Raw genomic sequence first — 20,011 nt, 5'->3', positions numbered from 1 at the left:
GAATGGCAAACAACACATTAGATTACTACCGTTTAGGTATTGATGTTGGCGGAACGAATACCGATGGTGTGTTGCTAGATGCTGAACTCAATGTGGTAGCTAAAATCAAAACCGCCACCACACATGATATTTCAACCGGTATCGATAATGCAATTTCAAAGCTTTTACAGGTGACGAACATTGATGGATCGCAAGTTCAACATGCCATGCTTGGGACGACGCAATGTACCAATGCTATCGTTGAGAAAAAAGGACTCGACAGCGTGGGTATGATCCGCCTTTCTTTACCTAGCGGTGATAGCGTTCCACCATTGTGTGGCTGGAGCCAATCATGGCAGACACTGCTTGGTGAGCACTTTTATCAAGCGCACGGTGGATATGAATACGATGGTCAACTCATCGCAGAGTTGCAAGAACAAGAGATCCGCGAGATATGCCATAAGATGAAAGGTCGAGTAGACTCGATTGCGATCTGTGGTGTGTTCTCGCCGGTGAATGGTGATCAAGAACTGAGCGTTGCTGAGTGGGTCGCTGAAGAACTTCCAGGTGTAAACATCTCACTGTCTCATAAGATTGGGAGCTTAGGGTTACTTGAGCGCGAGAACGCAACGATTTTGAATGCGGCACTTCAAGGCACAGCCAAGCGCTTTGTCGATGGTTTTTGCCGTGCCTTAGTGAATCACAATATTAATACGACGCCTTACTTTGGTCAGAACGATGGCACACTCATGTCACAGCAGTTTGCGTTAATGTACCCAATCTTGACGGTCGCTTGTGGCCCTACGAACTCTATTCGTGGCGCAAGTCATCTTACTAAACTCAAAGATGCGATTGTGGTCGATGTAGGTGGAACAACATCCGATATCGGTGTGCTTACTCACGGATATCCTCGCGAGTCGAGTTTAGCTGTCGAAATTGGAGAAGTGCGTACTAACTTCCGGATGCCCGATATTTTGGCTCTTGCTATCGGTGGTGGCACCAAGATTGCCCTTGAGCGAGAACGTATCGTACTAGGGCCTGATAGCGTAGGTCATACACTGACTTCAACGGCTCGCAGTTTTGGTGGCGATGAGCTTACGTTAACAGATGTTGCTTTAAAGACAGGCAACATGCAGTGGCAATCCGACCATCTTTTGACGGACAACATCGGTATCACTCTGCAGCAAGCACAGGCTATTTATCAACAAATGGTGCTTGATGTGGAAGAAGGTATCGATAAGATGAAAACTTCTGCTGCCAGTGTCCCTGTGATCATGGTCGGGGGCGGCAGTGCGCTTTTCCCCGATAACTTCGAAGGAGTGAGCCAAGTTGTTCGTCCAGAACATTTTGAAGTTGCTAATGCTATTGGGGTTGCTCTTGGGGAAATTTCTGGGCAATTAGATAAAATAGTCCCGATTGAATCCACATCACGTGAAAAGGTGCTGTCAACATTAGAAGAGCAGGCAAAACAGTTCGCGATTGCAGCGGGTGCGTGCAGAGAAAATGTTTCCATTATCGAGCGCAGTGAAATCCCACTGAGCTATCTGCAGGGCAATATGGTTCACGTGAAAATCAAAGCTGCCGGACATATTAAGATGGATTAGTCTGGACTCAATTTATCGCTTCCAAAACAACGCTGCTACCTGCTCATACAGGTAGCAGTGTATAGAAGTAATAAGCCTCATATAGAGAGTGTTCAAAGTCAAAATCTAGCGTTGTGAGCCTCTCAATTAACTTCTCCAAAGAGGCATAATCCTGACTGATGATATGTTGATCGGCTTCTTTACTGAAATCGTTAAGTTCATTTCTCGTCATTAACAAAATGGCACCTCAAATACCTATGTGACTTAAATAGCGCCTTCCTAGTAGGTGCTTAACTGCATATTAAGTTGATTAGGATAATCTGGTCAAATGACACGTATCAGAACTCATACGAGCAATAGTTCTAGCACGGAAAGGGGCAGAAGTAAGTTGAGTTTTAGTGAGCAGAGGCATTTCATTGAGGTGATTAGAAACAGCCTTCAACGCAGCTACTAGAAAAGTAAAAGGCCTGATTAAGTGGCATTGCTCTTTGGCCTTTCTGTATATAGAAGCGCCTCGCTGGCTTGATTTTAGAAATACCAAGCCACCAAGGTATGATTCTGTATTATTCGTTCTGAGTAACTTTGACCATCGTTTCACCATTTATGAGGCCAATGTTCTCACCAAAGTAAGAAGCAATGTCATCAGGCTTGATTTTATCAAGCTTGCTTCCTGAATATTTGAAGGTGCCTTCATCACATACGTTATCTGGAGTACCACACAGTATCTTCACCTTGTAATCAGGATGATTTGACTCAAGTATTCTGAAACCAACTCCTCCATCAGGTGCTGAAATCCATAACATTTCACCAAGCATTTGGTGTTGCGTTGGTGCTGTTTCCTCGAACTTGAAGAAGGTGAAGAAAAGAACTAGAAGTGCTAATACAGTTGCTGCTCCTAAGATTAACAACCACTTTAATATTTTTCTCATATTACTCCGATACGACTAACGTATTCGTTGAGAAGTCGTAGTCTAAATCGACTTCAGACAGTTGAAATTGTTCAATGTAAGCGCTTGGAATTACGACAGGTGGACGCCAGCTTGGATCCAACTCTAGGTGCTCGGCGAGATCTATTACAAATGTCATACAGTTATGACTATCTAGATCATAAGGGAGTTTGTTAGGACTGTTATTACTGCTCATTTTATTTTTAAGCCAGCTATCTCCCTTTGCAAAAAAGCTTCCCCTTAAGACCACACCAGAAATTCTGCCGCTTTGTCCTGAGCTTTTTGAGATTGATTTCAATGTTTCTTTCAGAGAGCTTTCGGTAATCAATCCGTTGATCAGTTTCACATTTGGAATTGATACCTTTCTGACATTTCCTGGAATATCGGAAGCTCTGTTCGGGTAACGACCATATTCATAATACCTCGTCACTCCGGTCTCTCCGTTAATTAATATAACCCCAGCATGCCCGAGGTACGGTGCTTTCACTTTAGGGGTCGTAATATCAAACCCAAATAAATCAAATGTCTGTTCGCTTGCAACAAGAATTTCGTAATCAGGAAATACTATGGGTATCAGGAAATCTTCTGTACCGGAGACATATATTTCATATGGAGTTACATCGGTAACTGGGGTTGAGGACACAGTGTCAGTCATTAATGGCCTCCTAAGAACCATTTCTTAGTTGGTTTAGGCTTGAGAGATACCGTTTTTATCGAAGCACCTTTTGCTAGACCTTTTATCTCCCCTTTAGCGTTAGTCCTTACGACTTCTTCTGTGCCATCACTGAATACACAAATTAACTCCATTTCGGAACATACTGAGCCCGAGGAGCCCTTAACCAAAAGATTGATATCGTATAGTTCTTCAGCAGCCGCAATAAGTTTTTTTGCTGAAGCAGTTGAAGGGGCGTCTCCTATATTGATGGTTCCGCTTCCAATAGTAACACCACCACAGCTGATCGCTCCTCCGGTAATAGCTGCCGCCTTTCCATCAATCTTTACCGTAGATGAGCCTGACGCAATAACACGATCATGCGGAGGATGTTTAGGCTTATCGTGTGGCTCTAAAGGATCTCCAACTCTAGCTGCTGGAGAACCATCAAAATTGACTGTAGGAGATCCTGCGATTACACGTGTTGGAGGAAAGCCATCATGCTCAGTTCCTTGATCCCCCACTTTAACTGCTTTAGCCATTTCACAAGCCCACCACGATATTTATAGTAGATAAGACCTTAATTTCATATTTCTTATTATGCAATGGGGTGTTTTAAGAATATGAATAAAGATCAATAGATATGATGTGAGTCAGAAATATGATTCAAGTATATGCTATCAATAATCAAAACGGCGATCGTTAGTAGTCCAGTTAACAGCAGTTTAATTCTATCAATCATCGGCTTAGAATCTCCGGAAAATTATTTACCCATCATCGATCCAACCGCCGTGTAACCCCAAATTATTAGCCGCTTGCTTTAGTTAGCTAATATCGCATCGGTCGCCCTTAGTAGTTAAGACCCTGTAACACGTTTCCAGACAAAATGTTACGCAATTTAATAATTTAGTGAGAAATGGATTAGTTTAAGCAAGTTAAATGAGATTAGACTCAAATTGGACACAAAGCACTTAGGGCTGCCAAATACTCAATATTGTTTGCAGTTGCCATTTATTTAGTAGTGTCAACTCTTAAAGCTAGCCCTAGTTGCAAGCCACGTGAAGGGTCAAAGTATATGCAAATTAATTGAATGCTCGGGCTATCCTCCCATGCCCTTGATAATCGTATTTCACTGAGTTGCTGCTAACGAATACTGATTCACCAGCTCTCAAGACAAGGTGATTATTTTGACTTGAAATTGCCACTTCACCTTCAATACAAAACAGTATTTCTGCGCTACGGACAAACTGTACTTGGCTGCTATGTTCGACTGTCATTACATCAAAGCAAAAGTCATCAACTGGGATGGGATAGCTCACTTTATTACCCTCTTTATATATTGGTTTTAGCCGAATCTCCGCTGGATTAATCGGTTCGAATGAGGTGTTATCTATCAACTCAATTACATCAATGTGTTTTGGTGTTAGCCCTGCGCGCAATACATTGTCCGAATTTGCCATGATCTCAAGGCCAGTGCCCTGCACGTAAGCGTGTGGGGTTTCTGCATAGAGGAACATAGCCTCACCTGGAGCCAGTTCAACGGTGTTTAGTATCAGTGGTGAAAATAGACCGATATCTCCCGGATAGTGCTGTTTGAATTCAGCACTGTATTGCAACGCTTCTCGTCCCATCATGGTTTTAGCGGGGCGATTATGGGCGGCTTCCAACTCTGCCAGAGCCACCTCTTTGTGTTTGCCTTCAAGTGACATGATAGTAGTGAAGAATGCCTTTAGTGCGGCGTTATCTGCCTGCTTTTCAAGCTCTGCGACCTCAGGGGCCAAGCTTAGGATATTGGCTTCTTTGAACAGGGCAACTATATCGGCGATCGGACGAAAGCCATTCATCGCTTTGTAGAAAGTTAGCGCATAAACCAACTCAGGCTTATGATTAGGATCTTTATAGTTTCGGTGAGCAGCATCTAACGGAATCCCTTGTTGGTTTTCTCGCTCAAACCCTTGCTGCGCTTTATGTTTACTTGGGTGTACCTGAATAGAGAGTGGCGTCTCTGCGGCAAGGACTTTGAATAAGAAAGGCAACTCCCCAAAACGTGCGGCGGTGTAGCCACCAAGGATATCTTGTTTGTTGTGCTCAATTACCTCAGCAAGAGGCTCTCCGGTATCATCGAGCTTAGAGCTGCCATTTGGGTGAGCACCCATCCAGATCTCTGCCTGCGGCTTGTGCTCTGGATTATTGATACCAAATAGGTTGTGAATGGAGTCTTTACTACCCCATGCATAGTTTTGGATGACGTTATCAAGCTTAAATAGAGACATACTACTTCTCTCCAAATATCTGTGCGCCGACTTTCAAGGTGGCGGCAATATTACGTGCAGTGCGAGTCAGATTATCGCCCGCCTCTGTCAGAACTTGTTCTAGTGGTTGTGGTGAACGAACCGTGCCAAAGGTGCTATCGACAGCGTTGTAGAGTTCATCAATCTCTTTACCCAATGAGCCTGCAATTCCAATCACGGGAATACCTTGTAGCGTGGCTCGTTTTGCAATACCAAACGGGGTCTTGCCTTGCAGGGTTTGGTTATCCATCTGACCCTCGCCAGTGATAACGAGATCCGAGCCTTGCAACACTTGGTCTGCGTTTAAGGTGTCTAAAACCATCTCAATACCTTGCTTGATTTGAATATCAAATAGCAGTGATAAACCAAGAGATGCGCCACCAGCGGCGCCAAAGCCGGGTGTCGTTCGGTTGTCTTTTCCAGTGAGACGGCTGCTGATCTCTGCAAAATGATTTAGTGCGTCATCAAGCTGAACAATCAGTTTCGAAGAAGCCCCTTTTTGAGCACCGAAGATATAGCTAGCGCCGTTTTCACCAACTAGTGGATTGTTGACATCACAAGCAATCACAAACTCGACCTGTTGGCATCGAGGATAGATATTGCTCAAGTCGATGCGAGAAAGATGAGAAAGAGCGGCTCCACCCAAGGCAATCTCATTGCCTTGCTCGTCCAACAACTTTCCACCCAATGCTTGGACGATACCTGCCCCACCGTCATTGGTGGCACTTCCGCCAAGACCAAGCAGGATTTTATTTACACCTTTCTCAAGTGCCTCTTTGATCAACTCACCAGTACCATAGGTAGTTGCAAGGGCAGGATCGCGATCTTGTGGCGAAACTAGGTCTAATCCCGATGCCGCCGCTATCTCTATCAATGCCGTATTACCGTCATCAAGCAGTGCCCAATGTGCGTCGACGGTCTCACCCAGTGGGTTCATCACTTGGGTAGTTTGCATAATGCCATCTAACCCTTGCATCAATACATCCACCGTTCCCTCACCACCGTCAGCCAGCGGTAGATGCACATACTCCGCTTCTGGGAATACTTGTACAAAACCTGCTTCAATGCGTTGGCATACCTGCTTGGCACTAAGGGACTCTTTAAATGAATCGGGGGCAATTACAATCTTCATCTCAGTTCACCAACTCCGCCCAGTTGGAATCAGAGCGGAGGTTTCTACGTTTAAAAACTAGGATTAAAACTTCACTCGGAATGATTTAGCCTGACACGCTTTAAGGGCACCAAAGCTCTGGCTAGCGACTTCAGTATCACGTACTCGCTCATCCATGCTGGTCTCTTGCCATGAAGCCACTGGTTGAGTGAAGGCAACACCATCTTCAATCTGTCCAGATTCAGCAGGGTTGTAGACGCGTAGAATTAAGGCATCTTCATCTTCAGCTTTCTTTAAGACGCTTAGGACGGCACCTTTCTGCTCTTTTGCTAAGAGCGAGTAAGTCAAAGGTTTGTCTTGTACACCAACGTTTAGCTTCATTGCGTTGTATGGGATCTTGTTGTAACACTCGATTGGCGTTACATAGTCTCGTGCTTGAGCCATTACATTTGCGTCGATATGGTTACCAGCAAAACCAAGTAAGCTGAACTCACACACTAACTTGCCACGCGTTTGCGAATCTGGAGTCGGGATCTTGATCCCTGAAGGACGTCCCGGACGCAGCAACAGCTCTTCTTTACCCAGTACGCCAACACCACGTAGCAAAGTTAGGGCGAAAGTGTCACGATCTTGATTGCTTTGGCTCGAAACCACTTCAAACTCACGCAGGCCATTAGTCATGAGCGCCAAACCACCAGTTTGATTCTCAACAGCAGCAAAGTTCATCAGTTGGTACACCGGCACTGGCGCTTCTTTCCAACCTTCTTGCTCCCATACTTGCATCGCAGGGTCGTTAGTTGGACGTGTGATTAGGCCAAACTGGTTATCTGCCACCACATTTTCAGATACAAATGGCGTTGGGATTAGCACCCGCACACGGTGATCATCAGCTTGGTTATCTAGCTCCAGACGAACTTCAATACGGCGTGAACCTGCTTTCAGTACGACTTGGCAATCGACATCAACAAAGCCATTTTGACCCGTGCGCTCTTCGCGTTCTTGCAGATTAGCTGGCACATCCATTCGTAGTTTGATACTAGCAACCGATTGGAAGCCTTCATGTTTAATATCGGTTTCTACCTTGAACTCATCTGAGTAAAGCAACCACTCTTTGCGAGATGGCGAGTAGTCGTACTCATCACCATCGTCTGAACCATCTTCAATTTTTAGCACTTGGTCGTACGTCATCTCGGTTTCTTTGTCCAAGATGGTTAGAGTGCCGTTGTCATTGACCTTGATGCTGTAGTACTCATTCTCAAGCAGGTAATCTTTTTGCTCAGCAATTTTTTGAGTGCCTTTCTCATTGCCTTGGATATGCAAAGTGGTAAAGCCCATCGCAGGTACAGATTGTTTAATCTGAATATCGTACTCAACAAACGGGTCATAGTTACCGTAGTGAACGATCTGACGGTCAATTTTGCCTGGGTCGATCACTCGTTGATCTTGGATGAAGAACTCTACTGGGTTGCCATTATCATCGAAGATGTTGAACTGCTCTGCACGGATAGTGATGGTGGTGTTGATCACCTCTTCACGTTCGTATGGCGATAGGTTAAAGAATGCTAGCTTGTCGCAGCCTTCACGAGCTGGCATATGGTCAACGATTTTTCGCTTGTAGAAGGTAATCAGGTTGCTCGCCATATCGTCGGCTAGGATGTAACGGTTAAGAATCTCAGCGTGCACCTTATCTGAACAGCAACAACCGATAGAGTCGTGGGCATGGTTCTTCATGCTCTCTTTCCACATTTTCTCAATCAGACCGTGGTGATATTCAAAACCTAGCGACCAAGCGATAGAAGCGAGCGGTTCTAGGATGTTGACAATCTTGTTCTCTACCTGAGCGTGAATCAGTTTGATATCCATGCGAGTTGACGAGATAGTGCGATGAACACGCATGTATTTGCCGTCATTAAACTCGCCTTTTACTGTGTCTAGTTGATCGCGTTCTTGGTTGATGCGATCAAAAACCTCTTCAAAGCGGCTCATCACAAACTCACGTTCCGGATAAACCTCACGTAGCTTGTCCATCACCTCGAAGATGTCTTGTTGGATTGGCATCTGATCGTGACCATTCGGCAGCAGGATATCTTTGGTCACTGACGGCTTTTCTAACACAGGGAAGTATTTGTCTAGGCGAGCACGCAGCCCTTCTTCGTCTTGAGGTAGGTACTTCCCAATCGCATAACCAAGAGGCAGTACTTGTGCCGCAACTTCTGAACCATCATTAGATTGCCATAAGAACTCAGTTTTGTTGGTACCATGACGCTCAGAGCAACCGCGCCAGAACATCGCAGTATCGATATCAAAACCGTTGTAGATCATTGGCAATTGTGAGCTCATCGAGAATGAATCTGGCAGGTAGCCAATCTTCATTGGCTCGCCCAACTCTAGACAATCGCGTAGGCCGTACAACATATTACGAACGATTGACTCGCCACCAACCTGCATAGTGTCTGTTTGAGAGTACCAAGGACCAACAATCAGTTTGCCCGCCTGAACTAGGTCGCGTACTCGCTCTTTGTTTTCAGGCTTGATAGCAAAGTAGTCTTCAAGGACCGCTGTCTGACCATCGAGTACATAGTATTTATAGTCTGGATCGCTCTCCAGACGTTGCATGATCTCTTCCATGTTGTTCACCAAAAGAATACGAGACTCTTCAGTGGTGAAATACCATTCACGATCCCAGTGCATGTGTGGGGTAATATGAACGCGTGATTTAGTCATTGTTTTGTACCTGTAAAGACTGTGCTATGCGACTTAAATGAGTAATGGCTTTTGCGTAAACGCTGAGCTATCCAAATAATTTTGAAGCAATAGAGCCAAACAACCCTTTCTTCTCTTCAACTACTGGTGCTGGTTCTTCTGCTATCTCTTCAACTTGCTCTTCCTCATCGCTAAGAAGTGCAAAAATTTCTTCTACAGTAGTCGCGCTAAGTACCGCTTCACGAACTTCATCATCAATCAAAGTACTTGTAAGCTCGGTCAGCAATTGCATGTGTGTAGAACCCGCTTCAGCATTAGGAATAGCAATCAAGAAAATCAGATTGACATCCTCTTCTTCATCAATTCCCTGCCATTTCAAATCTTGTTTTAGGGTTGCGACAGCAAATGCCGCTTCTTTCACTGCGTCGGTTTTGCCATGTGGAACGGCAAGGCCTTCACCTAGCGCCGTTGCACCATGTTCTTCACGGGCAAACACCGCTTTTAAGTATTCTTCTTTGTCGTGCAGCTTGCCCTGTTGGTCGAGCTGTTCAGCGAGTGCCTTAATTGCAGCATCACGACTCTCGAACGTCGTTTGTAGATTGATCAGTGATGGATTTGTAAGCGTTGTAAGGTTCATAGTTTTAGCCCCGTATTCACGTTCTGTTGGGTTATTCGTTTACACACCAATAATACCAATCAAATACAAATAAACCGTGATACAGATCTCACAAACACCACAATATGTATTAAATTGGATTTAAAATGACATATTTGTATTTTTTAATTTATTAAACAGGGTGGAATTAGTATTATCTAAATCTAAAGTCACACACTAAGACCTGTTAGAGCGGTTATGCAGGTTAATAAGCAAGAGGCTATCTAGGATATGACGACAAGATTACCCATGTACCGACAAATCGCTCATGCCATTCGAGATAAGATTAGCACCGGTATTTACAAGGTTGGTGAGACACTGCCTACAGAGGCACAACTACGTGAAGAGTTTTCTGTCAGCCGAGTCACTATACGCCAAGCGCTTAAGCTTCTAATCGAACAAGAAGAGCTAGAAAGTATTCAAGGTAGTGGTACCTATGTAAAAGAGAGCAAAATCAACTACAACATTTACCAACAGAGCAGCTTTGCTGAGAAGTGGGCTCATTTGCAGGGAGTAACGCACAGCGATGTCTTAGCCTTTGAGGTACAAGCTGCCTCGCTAACGATGGCAGAACACTTGGAAATCAACGAAGGAGAGCGCGTTTTCTACATCAAGAGGGTGCGTTTCCTAGACGAAACCGCCATTACGGTTGAAGAGACTTGGATGCCAACAGCGATATTCCCAGACCTCAGCTACCAAGTGATGCAAGGGTCGAAATATGACTACATCGAAAAACAGAAGAAGATGGTTATAGATAGAAGTGAGCAAGAAATCATGCCCGTTCTTCCACCAAGTGACGTGGCTGCATTGCTTGGCATCAATCCCACAGAACCCGTTATAGAAAAGCGCACACGCGGATACCTAGAAAATGACACCATCTTCGAGTACAGCCGAAACTATTTCACGACCAACAACTATAAGTTTACCCTCACCTCTAAGCGCCAAAGGGCGAAGACAAGCTATTCTATTTAAATAAGGGTTATATTACTCAATGTCATCGTGTATCTATTTCATATTATATTTCAATGCTATAGCGTCAAAATAAATTTTTGTATTACCTTTCACCCAAGATAAATAAAAACAAATTAAATACAAATAATACAAATTGTGAGAATTATCACAGATGATTAAAACAAATTAGGTAAAAATATAATCATTGAGTGACCTATTTGTCGCTCAAATGACGAGAGACGACGCAAAGGAACATCAGATGAAGATCTTAGCGATTACAGCATGTACGGCCGGTGTAGCGCACACCTACATGGCGGCTAAAAATTTAGAAAAGAAAGCAGCCGCGCGCGGCTGGGAAATAAAGGTCGAGAAACAAGGTGCGAATGGCCTAGATGGAAAACTAACCGCGCAAGATGTCGCGGAAGCCGATGGCATTATCTACGCTGTTGACGTAGGCGTAATTGAAGCTGAGCGTTTCGAGGGCCTAACGTCTGTGCAAGGTAAGGTTAAGGATGGCATCAAAGCCGCTGACGAAATGCTTGATGCACTCGAAGAGAAGGTCAAAGCGGGTGGCTCAAAAGCGAAAGCAACCACGACGACCAATAAGTTTGCCGAGAAGGAAGAGAGCAACGACAATATGATCGTTAGCTTCTTGAAACTTTGGTACAAGGGCGCTCTTTCAGGCGTATCTCACATCATTCCTCTTGTTATAATCGGTGGTCTTTGTGTAGGTCTTCTAAATCTATTCTTCGGCTACGATTACACCCACCTTTATGATGAAGCGATACTGGTTGAATACACGGGCAAAACATACGCAGACCTTGGCATTATTAACGCTGCTGAAGGGCTAGCAAACAGTGAAATCGATGCAATTAAGCAAGAAGTTTATGCAGCCATTGCACAGCCAGAAGCCAAAGCGCAGTTTGAGGCTTCGTTCCAAGGTATTATTCATTTCCTATACTACAGCACGTTAAAAGCCTTTAACCCTCTGTTAATCTGTGTGCTTGCGGCATTTACGGCTTACGGTATGGTAGGTAAACCCGGTTTAGCCCCTGGTTTCGTCGGTGGTTTCGTCGCCGTTGGTGGCGGGTTCGGTAAGATCTCGGTCATGACTGGCGGCTTCCTAGGTGGTTTAGTAGCCGGTGCAGCAGCAGCCTTATTTGTTATGCTTGTCCGCCAGATCAAAGTACCAAAAGTACTAGAATCAGTGAAGATGATTATCATCACACCTCTACTAGCCGGTATCGCCACACTGATCTTTATGTATGCAGGCCCTGGTAAGTTCTTCGCGATGCTTAACAGTGGTTTGGTCGATTGGCTAACGTCAATGGGTACGAATAACCTACTTATTCTTGGTTTCATCCTCGGTGCTATGGCTTGTTTCGATATGGGTGGCCCTGTAAACAAAGCCGCGTACCTATTCTGTATCGGTGTCGGTACTAGTGGAGACTTCGCTGGTGATGCATCAATCTTCTACGCAGCCTTTACTGCTGCGAAATGTATCCCAGGTATGTCACTAGGTATTATGTCTGTGGTATTCAAACGTTTCTTCGACGAAGAAGATCGCTTGGCAGGCCCTTCAACCGCTATCTTAGGTTTCTGTGGTATCACTGAAGGCGCTATTCCTTACGCTGTAAAAGATCCAATGCGTATCATACCAGCACATATGATTGGTGGTGGCGTAGCGGCAGCGTTAATTCTATCTTCTAAGATTACGATTGGTACCGTAGCTGGCGGCGCAGTATTCATGCTACCTGTTATCGGTAACCCTGTCGCTTGGCTGACTTACTTCGCCATAGGTATTGCAGTGTCAATGGTCCTAACCATCGCATTAAAAGGAATAGGAAACCAAAAAGAAAAGAAGTTAGCTGAAGCGAAAGTTTAGTTACCCTCAACTAAATATGCTCCAAAACTCCAAGTCGATCCCCCCTCGCTTGGAGTTTTTTTGTATTACCCGCTAGCTCTTTATCAACCGAATCTTGTATTCAGCGCTTTAATTCGTATCATTAAGCTTCTTGTGGGAAGCATAATCTGTTGCCCCCCATCTCTTTTGTATTACTTTCGAGGTTTACATGGCAAGACTGCCCCTGTATCGCAAAATAGCTGACGCCATTCGAGAAAAGATAATCAGCAAGGATTACAAAGTAGGTGAGGCACTTCCCACCGAGGCTCAACTTTGCAAAGAGTTCTCTGCCAGTCGAGTCACCGTTCGCCAAGCATTAAAGCTGCTCATCGAGAACGAAGAGTTAGAGAGTATTCAAGGCAGTGGCACCTACGTTAAAGAGACCAAAGTCAATTATGATATCTATCAGCAGAGTAGTTTCGCTGAAAAATGGGCACATTTGGAAGGTGTCACGCATAGCGATGTATTGGCCTTTGAAATTCAATCTGCGTCTCTCACTATGGCTGAACATTTAGATATCAACGAAGGTGAACGCATTTTCTATGTTAAGCGTGTACGTTTCCTTGATGAGAATCCAATCACGGTTGAAGAGACTTGGATGCCAGTAGAAATGTTTCCTGATTTGACCTACCAGGTAATGCAGGGATCAAAATATGAGTTTATCGAGAATCAAAAAAAGCTAGTGATAGATCGAAGCGAACAAGAATTGGTGCCAATCCTACCTCCTGATGAAATAGCGAAGTTGTTAGGTATTAGCACTACCGACCCGATCATTGAGAAACGCACTCGCAGTTACTTACACGACGACACGGTATTTGAATATAGTCGTAACTTCTTTAAATCAAGTGACTATAAGTTCACCTTGGTAGCAAAAAGACATAAACCTAACAGTTAACTTGGATGTTTTAAGTAAAATTGTCGAACGCTAGAAGTAGCACCGTGAAGGTTATGGACAGAAATCATGTAACGCACCAAGGGCTATTTCGTTGTAAAAAATAGTGCTGGCACGCTGACGGTAGTAGGTTGAAAAAGTGATTTAGACATAATAAGCCCTCTTATTTCTTGAGAGGGAGACTAACAAACTCAACGCATTACATTGATAGCAACAAAGACAAATGATATTTGTTAAAATTGCAATAGTCCAAGCGAGGTACGGAGTTACCTCGCGTTGAACGATTTACAGATCCAGTTTCGGCTGAATAAAATCGATAAAAGCAGAGATCCTCTTGGCAACAGAAGAAGACTTATAGTAGACGGCATTAATTTGCTCCCTGCCAGAATGACTGATTTTTTCACCTTCGAGCAAAGGAATTAGCCTTCCTTCCGCAATATCTTTCTTCACCATAAACCCTGATAGGCAGGCTATTCCATTTCCCATCAAGGTGAGCTGTCTTACGGTTTCACCGTTACTTGAGGTCAGCGTGGGTGTCAGCCCTGAAAATCCTTTCAGAGGCCATTCGTTGAGTGTTTTTGGTGTTGAAAATCCGATGGTATCGTGATGTTCCAAATCACTACTCTTACTCGGAAAGCCGCGCTTTGATAAATAATCAGGTGAAGCAACAATGTAAAGTAAACTTCGGCCAAGAGGCCTTGCATGTAAAGTTGAATCATTTAATGCACCGATACGAATAGCGATATCGGTTTTCTTTTCTAGCAAATCAACAAAACCTTCATTGGAGGTCAACTCCAACTCAATATCAGGATAGGTTTGATTAAATGGCTGAACGAGTGGAACTAGCTGGTGAAACACAAACGGACTGGCGGCATCAACACGCAGCCGCCCTTTGGGTAATTCCCCACGGGATATGATCTCGTCTTCCGCTTGCTGCAACTGCATCAGCCCTATTCTTACCGACTCAACGAATTGCCTCCCCTCATCCGTTAATTCAATCCGTCTTGTGGTTCGGTTTAATATCGTCACACCAAGCTGGCTTTCTACCTTACTCACCGCTCGTGATACGCGTGCCACCTGTATATCGAGACTTTCTGCTGCCGCAGTAAATCCACCAGTATCAACGACAGTAAGTAGAATTTCTAAATCGTCCGATTTCGTGCGCATGCTTGCCTACCATTTTCTCAACAGTTTCGTTTTAATTATTGCATTTATAGCAAATATCATTTGTTAAATAACCTATTTTTTGCAACTACATTTCCACGCAAAATCCCTCTATCAAATCACGGCAGCGCGACACGTTGATAAACACATTCACTGCTGTTTACTAGAACCTAACAAAAGAGAATTAATGATATGCCATTAGCACTTTTTGCATTGACGCTCAGCGCCTTTGCTATTGGAACGACGGAGTTCGTGATCGTGGGATTGATCCCGACCATGGCTTCTGACTTAAATGTCTCACTACCATCCGCAGGACTGCTGGTCAGTCTTTATGCACTCGGTGTTGCGATTGGCGCACCTGTTTTAACCGCGCTAACGGGAAAGTGGAACCGTAAGCACGTACTCATTACTGTTATGTCACTGTTTGTGATTGGCAACTTATTGGCATGGCAAGCACCTGGTTACAACACCCTTATCGTTGCTCGTATTTTGACTGGTTTAGCCCATGGTGTGTTCTTCTCAATCGGCTCCACAATTGCGACAGGCCTAGTACCTAAAGAAAAAGCAGCCAGCGCGATTGCGATTATGTTCACGGGATTAACCGTGGCATTAGTAACGGGCGTACCGCTTGGTACTTACATCGGCCAAACCTTTGGTTGGCAATCGACGTTTTTGATTGTAGCGCTATTAGGACTGATTGCCTTGATTGGTAGTGCTTTCTTGGTGCCAAACAACCTAAAACAGCCTGCTGCCGCTAAACTGTCATCACAACTAAAAGTGTTAACGCAACCAAGACTACTACTGGTTTATGCCATTACAGCACTCGGTTACGGCGGTACCTTTACCGCTTTCACTTTCCTTGCGCCGATTTTGCAACAGGAAACAGGATTCAGCGCCAATGCAATCAGCCTAATTATGTTGGTATACGGCGTATCAGTAGCGATTGGTAATATTTTGGGCGGCAAAATGGCCGATAAGATGGGGCCAATAAAAGCGCTGACGATTATTTTTGCGGGACTCGCCACCGTATTAGTTGTATTTAACTTTACGGCCATTAACCCTATAGCAGCGGTAGCGACCATTTTAGTTTGGGGGGCCTTTGCATTCGGTAATGTTCCTGGCTTACAAGTCTATGTGGTTAAACTGGCTGAAAAATACACTCCTGATGCGGTAGACGTCGCTTCTGGTCTAAACATTGCGGCGTTTAACGTGGGTATTGCGCTTGGTTCTTGGGGAGGCGGTATGATTGTGTCAGAAATGGGCTTAATGCATACCCCTTGGATTGGAGCAGTGATAGTGATCGTTGCGCTCGCTCTTACTCGAATGAGTGGACGTCTTGATAAACGTACAGCAGTTCATTTGTCGGAAGCAAACGTACTTGTGAAGTAAGTATCACGATAATGGTTACAGGCTGGTCAAGGCTCGACATTGACCAGCTAATTCTTACTTATAATCAACTTAGGTGGCTCACAATGAAAACGGTTTTTATCACTGGCGCCAATCGAGGCTTAGGCCTAGAGCTTGTTAAACAATACGCTCAGCGTGGATGGCGTGTAATTGCATGCAGCCGTGACATCAACACAGCTCAGGCTTTGCTTAATAACATTCTTGCTGGCGAAGATAAAACCATCATTGGCATGACTTCAATACTCGCTAGCATCGATGACAACCGCTCTGGTGGTCGATACAGTTATCGCGCATCAAAAGCCGCCCTCAACCAAATAATTAAATCTTTGGCTTGTGAACTCTCCGAAGTGGGTGTGAAGACGATGGCAATTCATCCAGGTTGGGTACAAACCGATATGGGCGGAAAGGATGGCAAGGTAACAGTAGAAGAGAGTGTTAAAGGCATGCTTAATGTTATCGACAATTTAAAACTTAAGCATTCAGGTTCATTTTTTGTCTACGATGGAACTCAATTGCCGTGGTAAGCCCTCTAGTTACGTCACATACAAACTCTAAGGGTATGATTTGCTTTTATTTATAGTTTTGGTGGCAACATTCTTGTTCTGAGAGACATCCTTGGCCATGCCGATATCAGCATGACAATGCGTTATGCCCACTTCGCACCTGATCACCTGTCTGAGGCGATCACTCGTAATCCACTCGCGAATTTGTCGTCATCGCCATAAAATTTTTTCGGCGGCTGTCGCCACTTTGTAGACACTTACCAATTTTCAGGCAAAAAAAGAGCCGCAATCAGCGGATCTCGATTATTCGTCTTTTTTGTTGAAACAACCATAAATTGATATTTTTGTGAATCGGCGAATTTAGTCAATAACTAACGGTAAGAAAGTTACTTTCAGCATTCTATGGTAAACGCCTCGTCACTTCCTCATTCATAAACCTTCATCCTCTGTCAAAGCATCGCACTCTAAACGGCACGAGCGCTAAGAAGGTTTGGCGTTTTAATCTTATCCGTTAGACTGTTCATAACCCTTAACGTTGTGAGTCAATATGCGATTAGAAGATATGGAGCTGTTTGTTCAGGTTGTCGAAACAGCAAGCTTTACCAAAACAGCACAATTAACTGACATGCCTAAATCCACAGTCAGTCGAAGAATCAGAGGCTTAGAAGAGAGCCTGCATAGTCGTCTTCTTGAACGTACAACACGAAAGGTAGTGATGACTGAGGTGGGTGAAGTCTTTTACCAAAAATGTCTCTCTATCCTTGAACAAGTCGCTGCTACCCAGCACGAGATAACGCAGGCACAAGATGAGTCTATAGGAAACCTCACCATCTACGCTCCTGACCACATTCTCGAGCTTTGTATTGATCAGGTCTCTGAATTTTGTCGTCAATACCCGCGCTTATCAATGACCTTTCACAACACCAGTCAACCTTTAACGAGCATGAGCGACAAACGCTTTGACTTATTGATAGACATAGGCCAGCAACCTGATTCGTCTTTTATCGCCCAACAGATCGTAGACATCAGCTTTGACTTTTTTGCCCACCCTGATTATCTCAGTAAGTGCGGCCAACCATTCTCGCTGCATGATCTGAACAAAAATCACAAACTCATTGTCCATGAGCTGCCATCAAGTGCCATTGTCTGGCACGACAAGAAAGCAATCCTCCCTACCCAGCCAAAGTATGTAGCAAACTCGCCATATGTATGCCGGGCATTAACTGTAGATGCTCAAGGCATTGGCTGTTTACCCGTCGCGATGGTGGGCAAAGATATTGAACAAGGTCGCTTGGTCAGACTTTTTGAAGGTCAAGAAACCTTTAGCCAAACCATCTTCGCCATTTACCACTCTCGCCGGTTTGTTCCGCAAAAAGTTCGACTGTTAATTGAGACGATCAAAGAGCAGTTGCCACAGCGAATTACAGAGCTTGAATCCAAAACATAGAGCTATAACTGTCTCATTTTTAGCAACAGTCCATTCTATTTTTGATTATTTATACGCTTGGTTTACTTCAATACACTCACTGTCAGGTAAACAACTTGATGAGTAAACGTATGAGTTCAATTCTCGATAAATATGGCAAAGTCATTTTTTGGCTATGTATGATCATTGCCCAATACATTGGTGCATTGCTTTTCAAAGACTTGGCAGATGTCAGCCAATGGTTTGTACAATCAGACCGAGAGACCACGATGTGGGTTTGGTACAACCGAAACTTGCTTGGTGTAATCGCCGTGGTAGTGGTTGGTATTATGGCATATCTCAAATACACCCGAAGAGATATCGTGGGCAACCTAACTTTATCTGTACTAGGATTGGTGTTTGCCTTTACTTTTTACAGCGGCATGATCAACCCCCATCTTATGATGCGTGATCGAATGAGTGATGGTCATTTCGTGTCGGTGGAAGAAGGGAAAAAATATCTTCGTCCACATGAAAGCGTGATTGTTATGGAGGTCAACGGAAAGGCACGAGCTCACTCAGACAAGCAGCTCCTACGCCCCCATGTCGCGGGCAAACTAGTATCAGAAGAGCAAGACAATGTGGTTATGACATATTGCGGTCTTACCAATTTAGGCATGGCGTTTATCCCTGAGATTGACGGAAAACCACTCGATCTCGCTCCCGCTAACCAACTGCGCAACAACCTAGTGATGTGGGATCGCAATACAGGCGAACCTGTACAGCAGCTATGGGGACAAAAAGAGCAAGACCGCAACCTAGGTAATGAGAAAAAAATGCAGGAGTGGCCAACTTTCCGTATGCCATTTAACCGCTTTGCCGAAGCTTACCCACAAGGTGAAGTGTTTGTAAACGACTACTTAGTCGAAGGTATGCGCCCGACATTCTGGGAAAACCCATTCCTAGCTGTATACGACCCTATTATGGAGTTTATTTTTAAGCTGGCGATTGCCTACCAATCATACTATGACGAGCCAACCTTCCCTACAGTGGAATACAATGATCATCGCTTACCGAGCAAAGAGAAAGTTTGGGGCTTGAATGTTGGGGATGACTTTGTTGCGTACACTGAACATTTCGTTCGACTTCAAGACCAGCCAATTAACACGCAAATTGGCGGCAAAGACATTGTGATTAGTTACGATGCGCAATATGAAAGCTTAGGCTTCTATTACAATGACACCAAACAAGAGATTGAACATATTAACTTTTTTGGTGAAACCGCCCACGGCAAACTAGACCGCGTTGAAACGGTAAAAGCAGGAGCGTACTGGATTATTTGGTCCGACTTCTTCCCAAAAACCGACCTGAACCGTCTCTAGACCCTCTATAAACGCCCTGTCTAAGTTAGGGCGTTTCCTTGGCTAGGTTAATCATGAATCCTTTTCAATCGCCTAACTTTCCTAGGCTAAATAGCGATCAAAAGAAATTCCCCAAACTCTGTTTCTAGCAATAAATGGGGCAGAACGGAGAGCTAGCTTCGTTACTTAGCTAACTGCTTTCACCATAGTCGCTTCTATCTCGAAGTGACTTACCGTTCGAATTTAAAAGCTCACTTTATTGTGTAAGTACGACCAAACGACATAACGAATATAATCAACGACGTCTAATTGAATCTAGACTATGGGGATCATATGCCGCTTATTTGCGCCCGTCATAATACAGACTCACCTATTTATATCTACCGTTATTGTAGTTTTCAATTTTAGGTCTAACTAGTCTAGTTGTGATTAAAACTTAGCGACTCCCAGATCTCCGGCGCGACTTAAATGATCGAGTCGCCAATCAATCCGTAACGAAAAAAA

The 20,011-nt window shown here is 44.3% G+C and carries 15 protein-coding genes and 3 pseudogenes; 9 read left to right on the top strand and 9 right to left on the bottom strand.

Features of this window, described 5'->3' with window-relative positions; all coding sequences use genetic code 11:
- Positions 1–2 precede the first annotated feature (2 nt).
- Positions 3–1,583 carry a hydantoinase/oxoprolinase N-terminal domain-containing protein gene (locus ACQEXT_RS00480; RefSeq protein WP_426950113.1) on the top strand — a complete coding sequence of 527 codons (1,581 nt, stop codon included), beginning with the start codon at positions 3–5 and terminating at the stop codon, positions 1,581–1,583.
- A 43-nt stretch (positions 1,584–1,626) separates the two neighbouring features.
- Here the strand turns inward: ACQEXT_RS00480 and ACQEXT_RS00475 are convergent, their stop codons facing one another.
- The 8 genes and pseudogenes from ACQEXT_RS00475 to ACQEXT_RS00440 all read right to left on the bottom strand — a co-directional run.
- The gene (locus ACQEXT_RS00475) at positions 1,627–1,794 is read right to left on the bottom strand and encodes a hypothetical protein (protein WP_426950111.1); all 168 of its coding nucleotides are present in this window, start codon (positions 1,792–1,794) and stop codon (positions 1,627–1,629) included.
- 331 nt (positions 1,795–2,125) lie between these two features.
- Positions 2,126–2,491 carry a hypothetical protein gene (locus ACQEXT_RS00470; protein WP_426950110.1) on the bottom strand — a complete coding sequence of 122 codons (366 nt, stop codon included), beginning with the start codon at positions 2,489–2,491 and terminating at the stop codon, positions 2,126–2,128.
- A 1-nt stretch (position 2,492) separates the two neighbouring features.
- Positions 2,493–3,164, bottom strand: coding sequence for a hypothetical protein (locus ACQEXT_RS00465; RefSeq protein ID WP_426950108.1), 672 nt, complete (start codon positions 3,162–3,164; stop codon positions 2,493–2,495).
- Positions 3,165–3,421: 257 nt separating this feature from the next.
- Positions 3,422–3,703: pseudogene (locus ACQEXT_RS00460) on the bottom strand (type VI secretion system PAAR protein); the annotation flags it as partial.
- Positions 3,704–4,243: 540 nt separating this feature from the next.
- Positions 4,244–5,434 carry a mannose-6-phosphate isomerase, class I gene (gene manA / locus ACQEXT_RS00455; RefSeq protein ID WP_138971120.1) on the bottom strand — a complete coding sequence of 397 codons (1,191 nt, stop codon included), beginning with the start codon at positions 5,432–5,434 and terminating at the stop codon, positions 4,244–4,246.
- A 1-nt stretch (position 5,435) separates the two neighbouring features.
- Positions 5,436–6,584 (bottom strand): glycerate kinase, encoded by a 1,149-nt coding sequence (locus ACQEXT_RS00450; protein WP_426950106.1) that lies wholly within the window; start codon positions 6,582–6,584, stop codon positions 5,436–5,438.
- Between the two features lie 63 nt (positions 6,585–6,647).
- Positions 6,648–9,287 (bottom strand): mannosylglycerate hydrolase, encoded by a 2,640-nt coding sequence (gene mngB / locus ACQEXT_RS00445; RefSeq protein WP_426950105.1) that lies wholly within the window; start codon positions 9,285–9,287, stop codon positions 6,648–6,650.
- 145 nt (positions 9,288–9,432) lie between these two features.
- Positions 9,433–9,903, bottom strand: a pseudogene (locus ACQEXT_RS00440) (fructose PTS transporter subunit IIA); the annotation flags it as partial.
- Between the two features lie 267 nt (positions 9,904–10,170).
- On the opposite strand from ACQEXT_RS00440, the gene ACQEXT_RS00435 reads away from it, so the two are divergent.
- The 3 genes from ACQEXT_RS00435 to ACQEXT_RS00425 all read left to right on the top strand — a co-directional run bounded on the left by ACQEXT_RS00435 (position 10,171) and on the right by ACQEXT_RS00425 (position 13,670).
- Positions 10,171–10,893: a GntR family transcriptional regulator gene (locus ACQEXT_RS00435; protein ID WP_138971124.1), complete on the top strand. Its 723-nt coding sequence runs from the start codon at positions 10,171–10,173 to the stop codon at positions 10,891–10,893.
- Positions 10,894–11,131: 238 nt separating this feature from the next.
- Entirely contained in the window at positions 11,132–12,757 is a 1,626-nt protein-coding gene (locus ACQEXT_RS00430; protein ID WP_426950103.1) for a PTS fructose transporter subunit IIC, read from the top strand.
- Positions 12,758–12,944: 187 nt separating this feature from the next.
- Complete coding sequence (locus ACQEXT_RS00425) at positions 12,945–13,670, top strand: GntR family transcriptional regulator (RefSeq protein WP_138971116.1); 726 nt, start codon at positions 12,945–12,947, stop codon at positions 13,668–13,670.
- A gap of 282 nt (positions 13,671–13,952) precedes the next feature.
- On the opposite strand, the gene ACQEXT_RS00420 is transcribed toward ACQEXT_RS00425, so the two are convergent.
- The gene (locus ACQEXT_RS00420) at positions 13,953–14,834 is read right to left on the bottom strand and encodes a LysR family transcriptional regulator (protein WP_331418358.1); all 882 of its coding nucleotides are present in this window, start codon (positions 14,832–14,834) and stop codon (positions 13,953–13,955) included.
- 189 nt (positions 14,835–15,023) lie between these two features.
- Here ACQEXT_RS00420 and ACQEXT_RS00415 point away from each other — a divergent pair, with 189 nt between their 5' ends.
- From ACQEXT_RS00415 to ACQEXT_RS00395, 5 genes and pseudogenes are all read left to right on the top strand, one after another.
- A complete protein-coding gene (locus ACQEXT_RS00415) occupies positions 15,024–16,220 on the top strand; it encodes an MFS transporter (RefSeq protein WP_426950100.1) in 1,197 nt (398 codons plus the stop codon).
- An 83-nt stretch (positions 16,221–16,303) separates the two neighbouring features.
- Positions 16,304–16,762, top strand: a complete 459-nt coding sequence (locus ACQEXT_RS00410) for an SDR family NAD(P)-dependent oxidoreductase (RefSeq protein ID WP_426950099.1) — start codon at positions 16,304–16,306, stop codon at positions 16,760–16,762.
- A 60-nt stretch (positions 16,763–16,822) separates the two neighbouring features.
- Positions 16,823–16,963 (top strand): annotated as a pseudogene (locus ACQEXT_RS00405) (site-specific integrase); the annotation flags it as partial.
- A 325-nt stretch (positions 16,964–17,288) separates the two neighbouring features.
- The gene (locus tag ACQEXT_RS00400; RefSeq protein WP_426950097.1) at positions 17,289–18,188 is read left to right on the top strand and encodes a LysR family transcriptional regulator; all 900 of its coding nucleotides are present in this window, start codon (positions 17,289–17,291) and stop codon (positions 18,186–18,188) included.
- A gap of 110 nt (positions 18,189–18,298) precedes the next feature.
- On the top strand, positions 18,299–19,528 hold the full coding sequence (locus ACQEXT_RS00395; protein ID WP_426950095.1) for a DUF3179 domain-containing (seleno)protein: 1,230 nt from the start codon (positions 18,299–18,301) through the stop codon (positions 19,526–19,528).
- Positions 19,529–20,011: the final 483 nt, after the last annotated feature.

Source organism: Vibrio sp. TRT 29B02 (assembly GCF_050113655.1).
Lineage (GTDB): Bacteria > Pseudomonadota > Gammaproteobacteria > Enterobacterales > Vibrionaceae > Vibrio.
Note: the sequence above shows the minus strand (reverse complement) of the source record. Positions and strands in the feature narration are given on the sequence as shown.

What these genes read in the sequence shown, in the direction of transcription:
- ACQEXT_RS00480 (WP_426950113.1), top strand. Translation starts at nt 3, where the DNA reads ATGGCAAACAACACATTAGATTACTACCGTTTAGGTATTGATGTTGGC.
- ACQEXT_RS00475 (WP_426950111.1), bottom strand. Translation starts at nt 1,794, where the DNA reads ATGACGAGAAATGAACTTAACGATTTCAGTAAAGAAGCCGATCAACAT.
- ACQEXT_RS00470 (WP_426950110.1), bottom strand. Translation starts at nt 2,491, where the DNA reads ATGAGAAAAATATTAAAGTGGTTGTTAATCTTAGGAGCAGCAACTGTA.
- ACQEXT_RS00465 (WP_426950108.1), bottom strand. Translation starts at nt 3,164, where the DNA reads ATGACTGACACTGTGTCCTCAACCCCAGTTACCGATGTAACTCCATAT.
- manA (WP_138971120.1), bottom strand. Translation starts at nt 5,434, where the DNA reads ATGTCTCTATTTAAGCTTGATAACGTCATCCAAAACTATGCATGGGGT.
- ACQEXT_RS00450 (WP_426950106.1), bottom strand. Translation starts at nt 6,584, where the DNA reads ATGAAGATTGTAATTGCCCCCGATTCATTTAAAGAGTCCCTTAGTGCC.
- mngB (WP_426950105.1), bottom strand. Translation starts at nt 9,287, where the DNA reads ATGACTAAATCACGCGTTCATATTACCCCACACATGCACTGGGATCGT.
- ACQEXT_RS00435 (WP_138971124.1), top strand. Translation starts at nt 10,171, where the DNA reads ATGTACCGACAAATCGCTCATGCCATTCGAGATAAGATTAGCACCGGT.
- ACQEXT_RS00430 (WP_426950103.1), top strand. Translation starts at nt 11,132, where the DNA reads ATGAAGATCTTAGCGATTACAGCATGTACGGCCGGTGTAGCGCACACC.
- ACQEXT_RS00425 (WP_138971116.1), top strand. Translation starts at nt 12,945, where the DNA reads ATGGCAAGACTGCCCCTGTATCGCAAAATAGCTGACGCCATTCGAGAA.
- ACQEXT_RS00420 (WP_331418358.1), bottom strand. Translation starts at nt 14,834, where the DNA reads ATGCGCACGAAATCGGACGATTTAGAAATTCTACTTACTGTCGTTGAT.
- ACQEXT_RS00415 (WP_426950100.1), top strand. Translation starts at nt 15,024, where the DNA reads ATGCCATTAGCACTTTTTGCATTGACGCTCAGCGCCTTTGCTATTGGA.
- ACQEXT_RS00410 (WP_426950099.1), top strand. Translation starts at nt 16,304, where the DNA reads ATGAAAACGGTTTTTATCACTGGCGCCAATCGAGGCTTAGGCCTAGAG.
- ACQEXT_RS00400 (WP_426950097.1), top strand. Translation starts at nt 17,289, where the DNA reads ATGCGATTAGAAGATATGGAGCTGTTTGTTCAGGTTGTCGAAACAGCA.
- ACQEXT_RS00395 (WP_426950095.1), top strand. Translation starts at nt 18,299, where the DNA reads ATGAGTTCAATTCTCGATAAATATGGCAAAGTCATTTTTTGGCTATGT.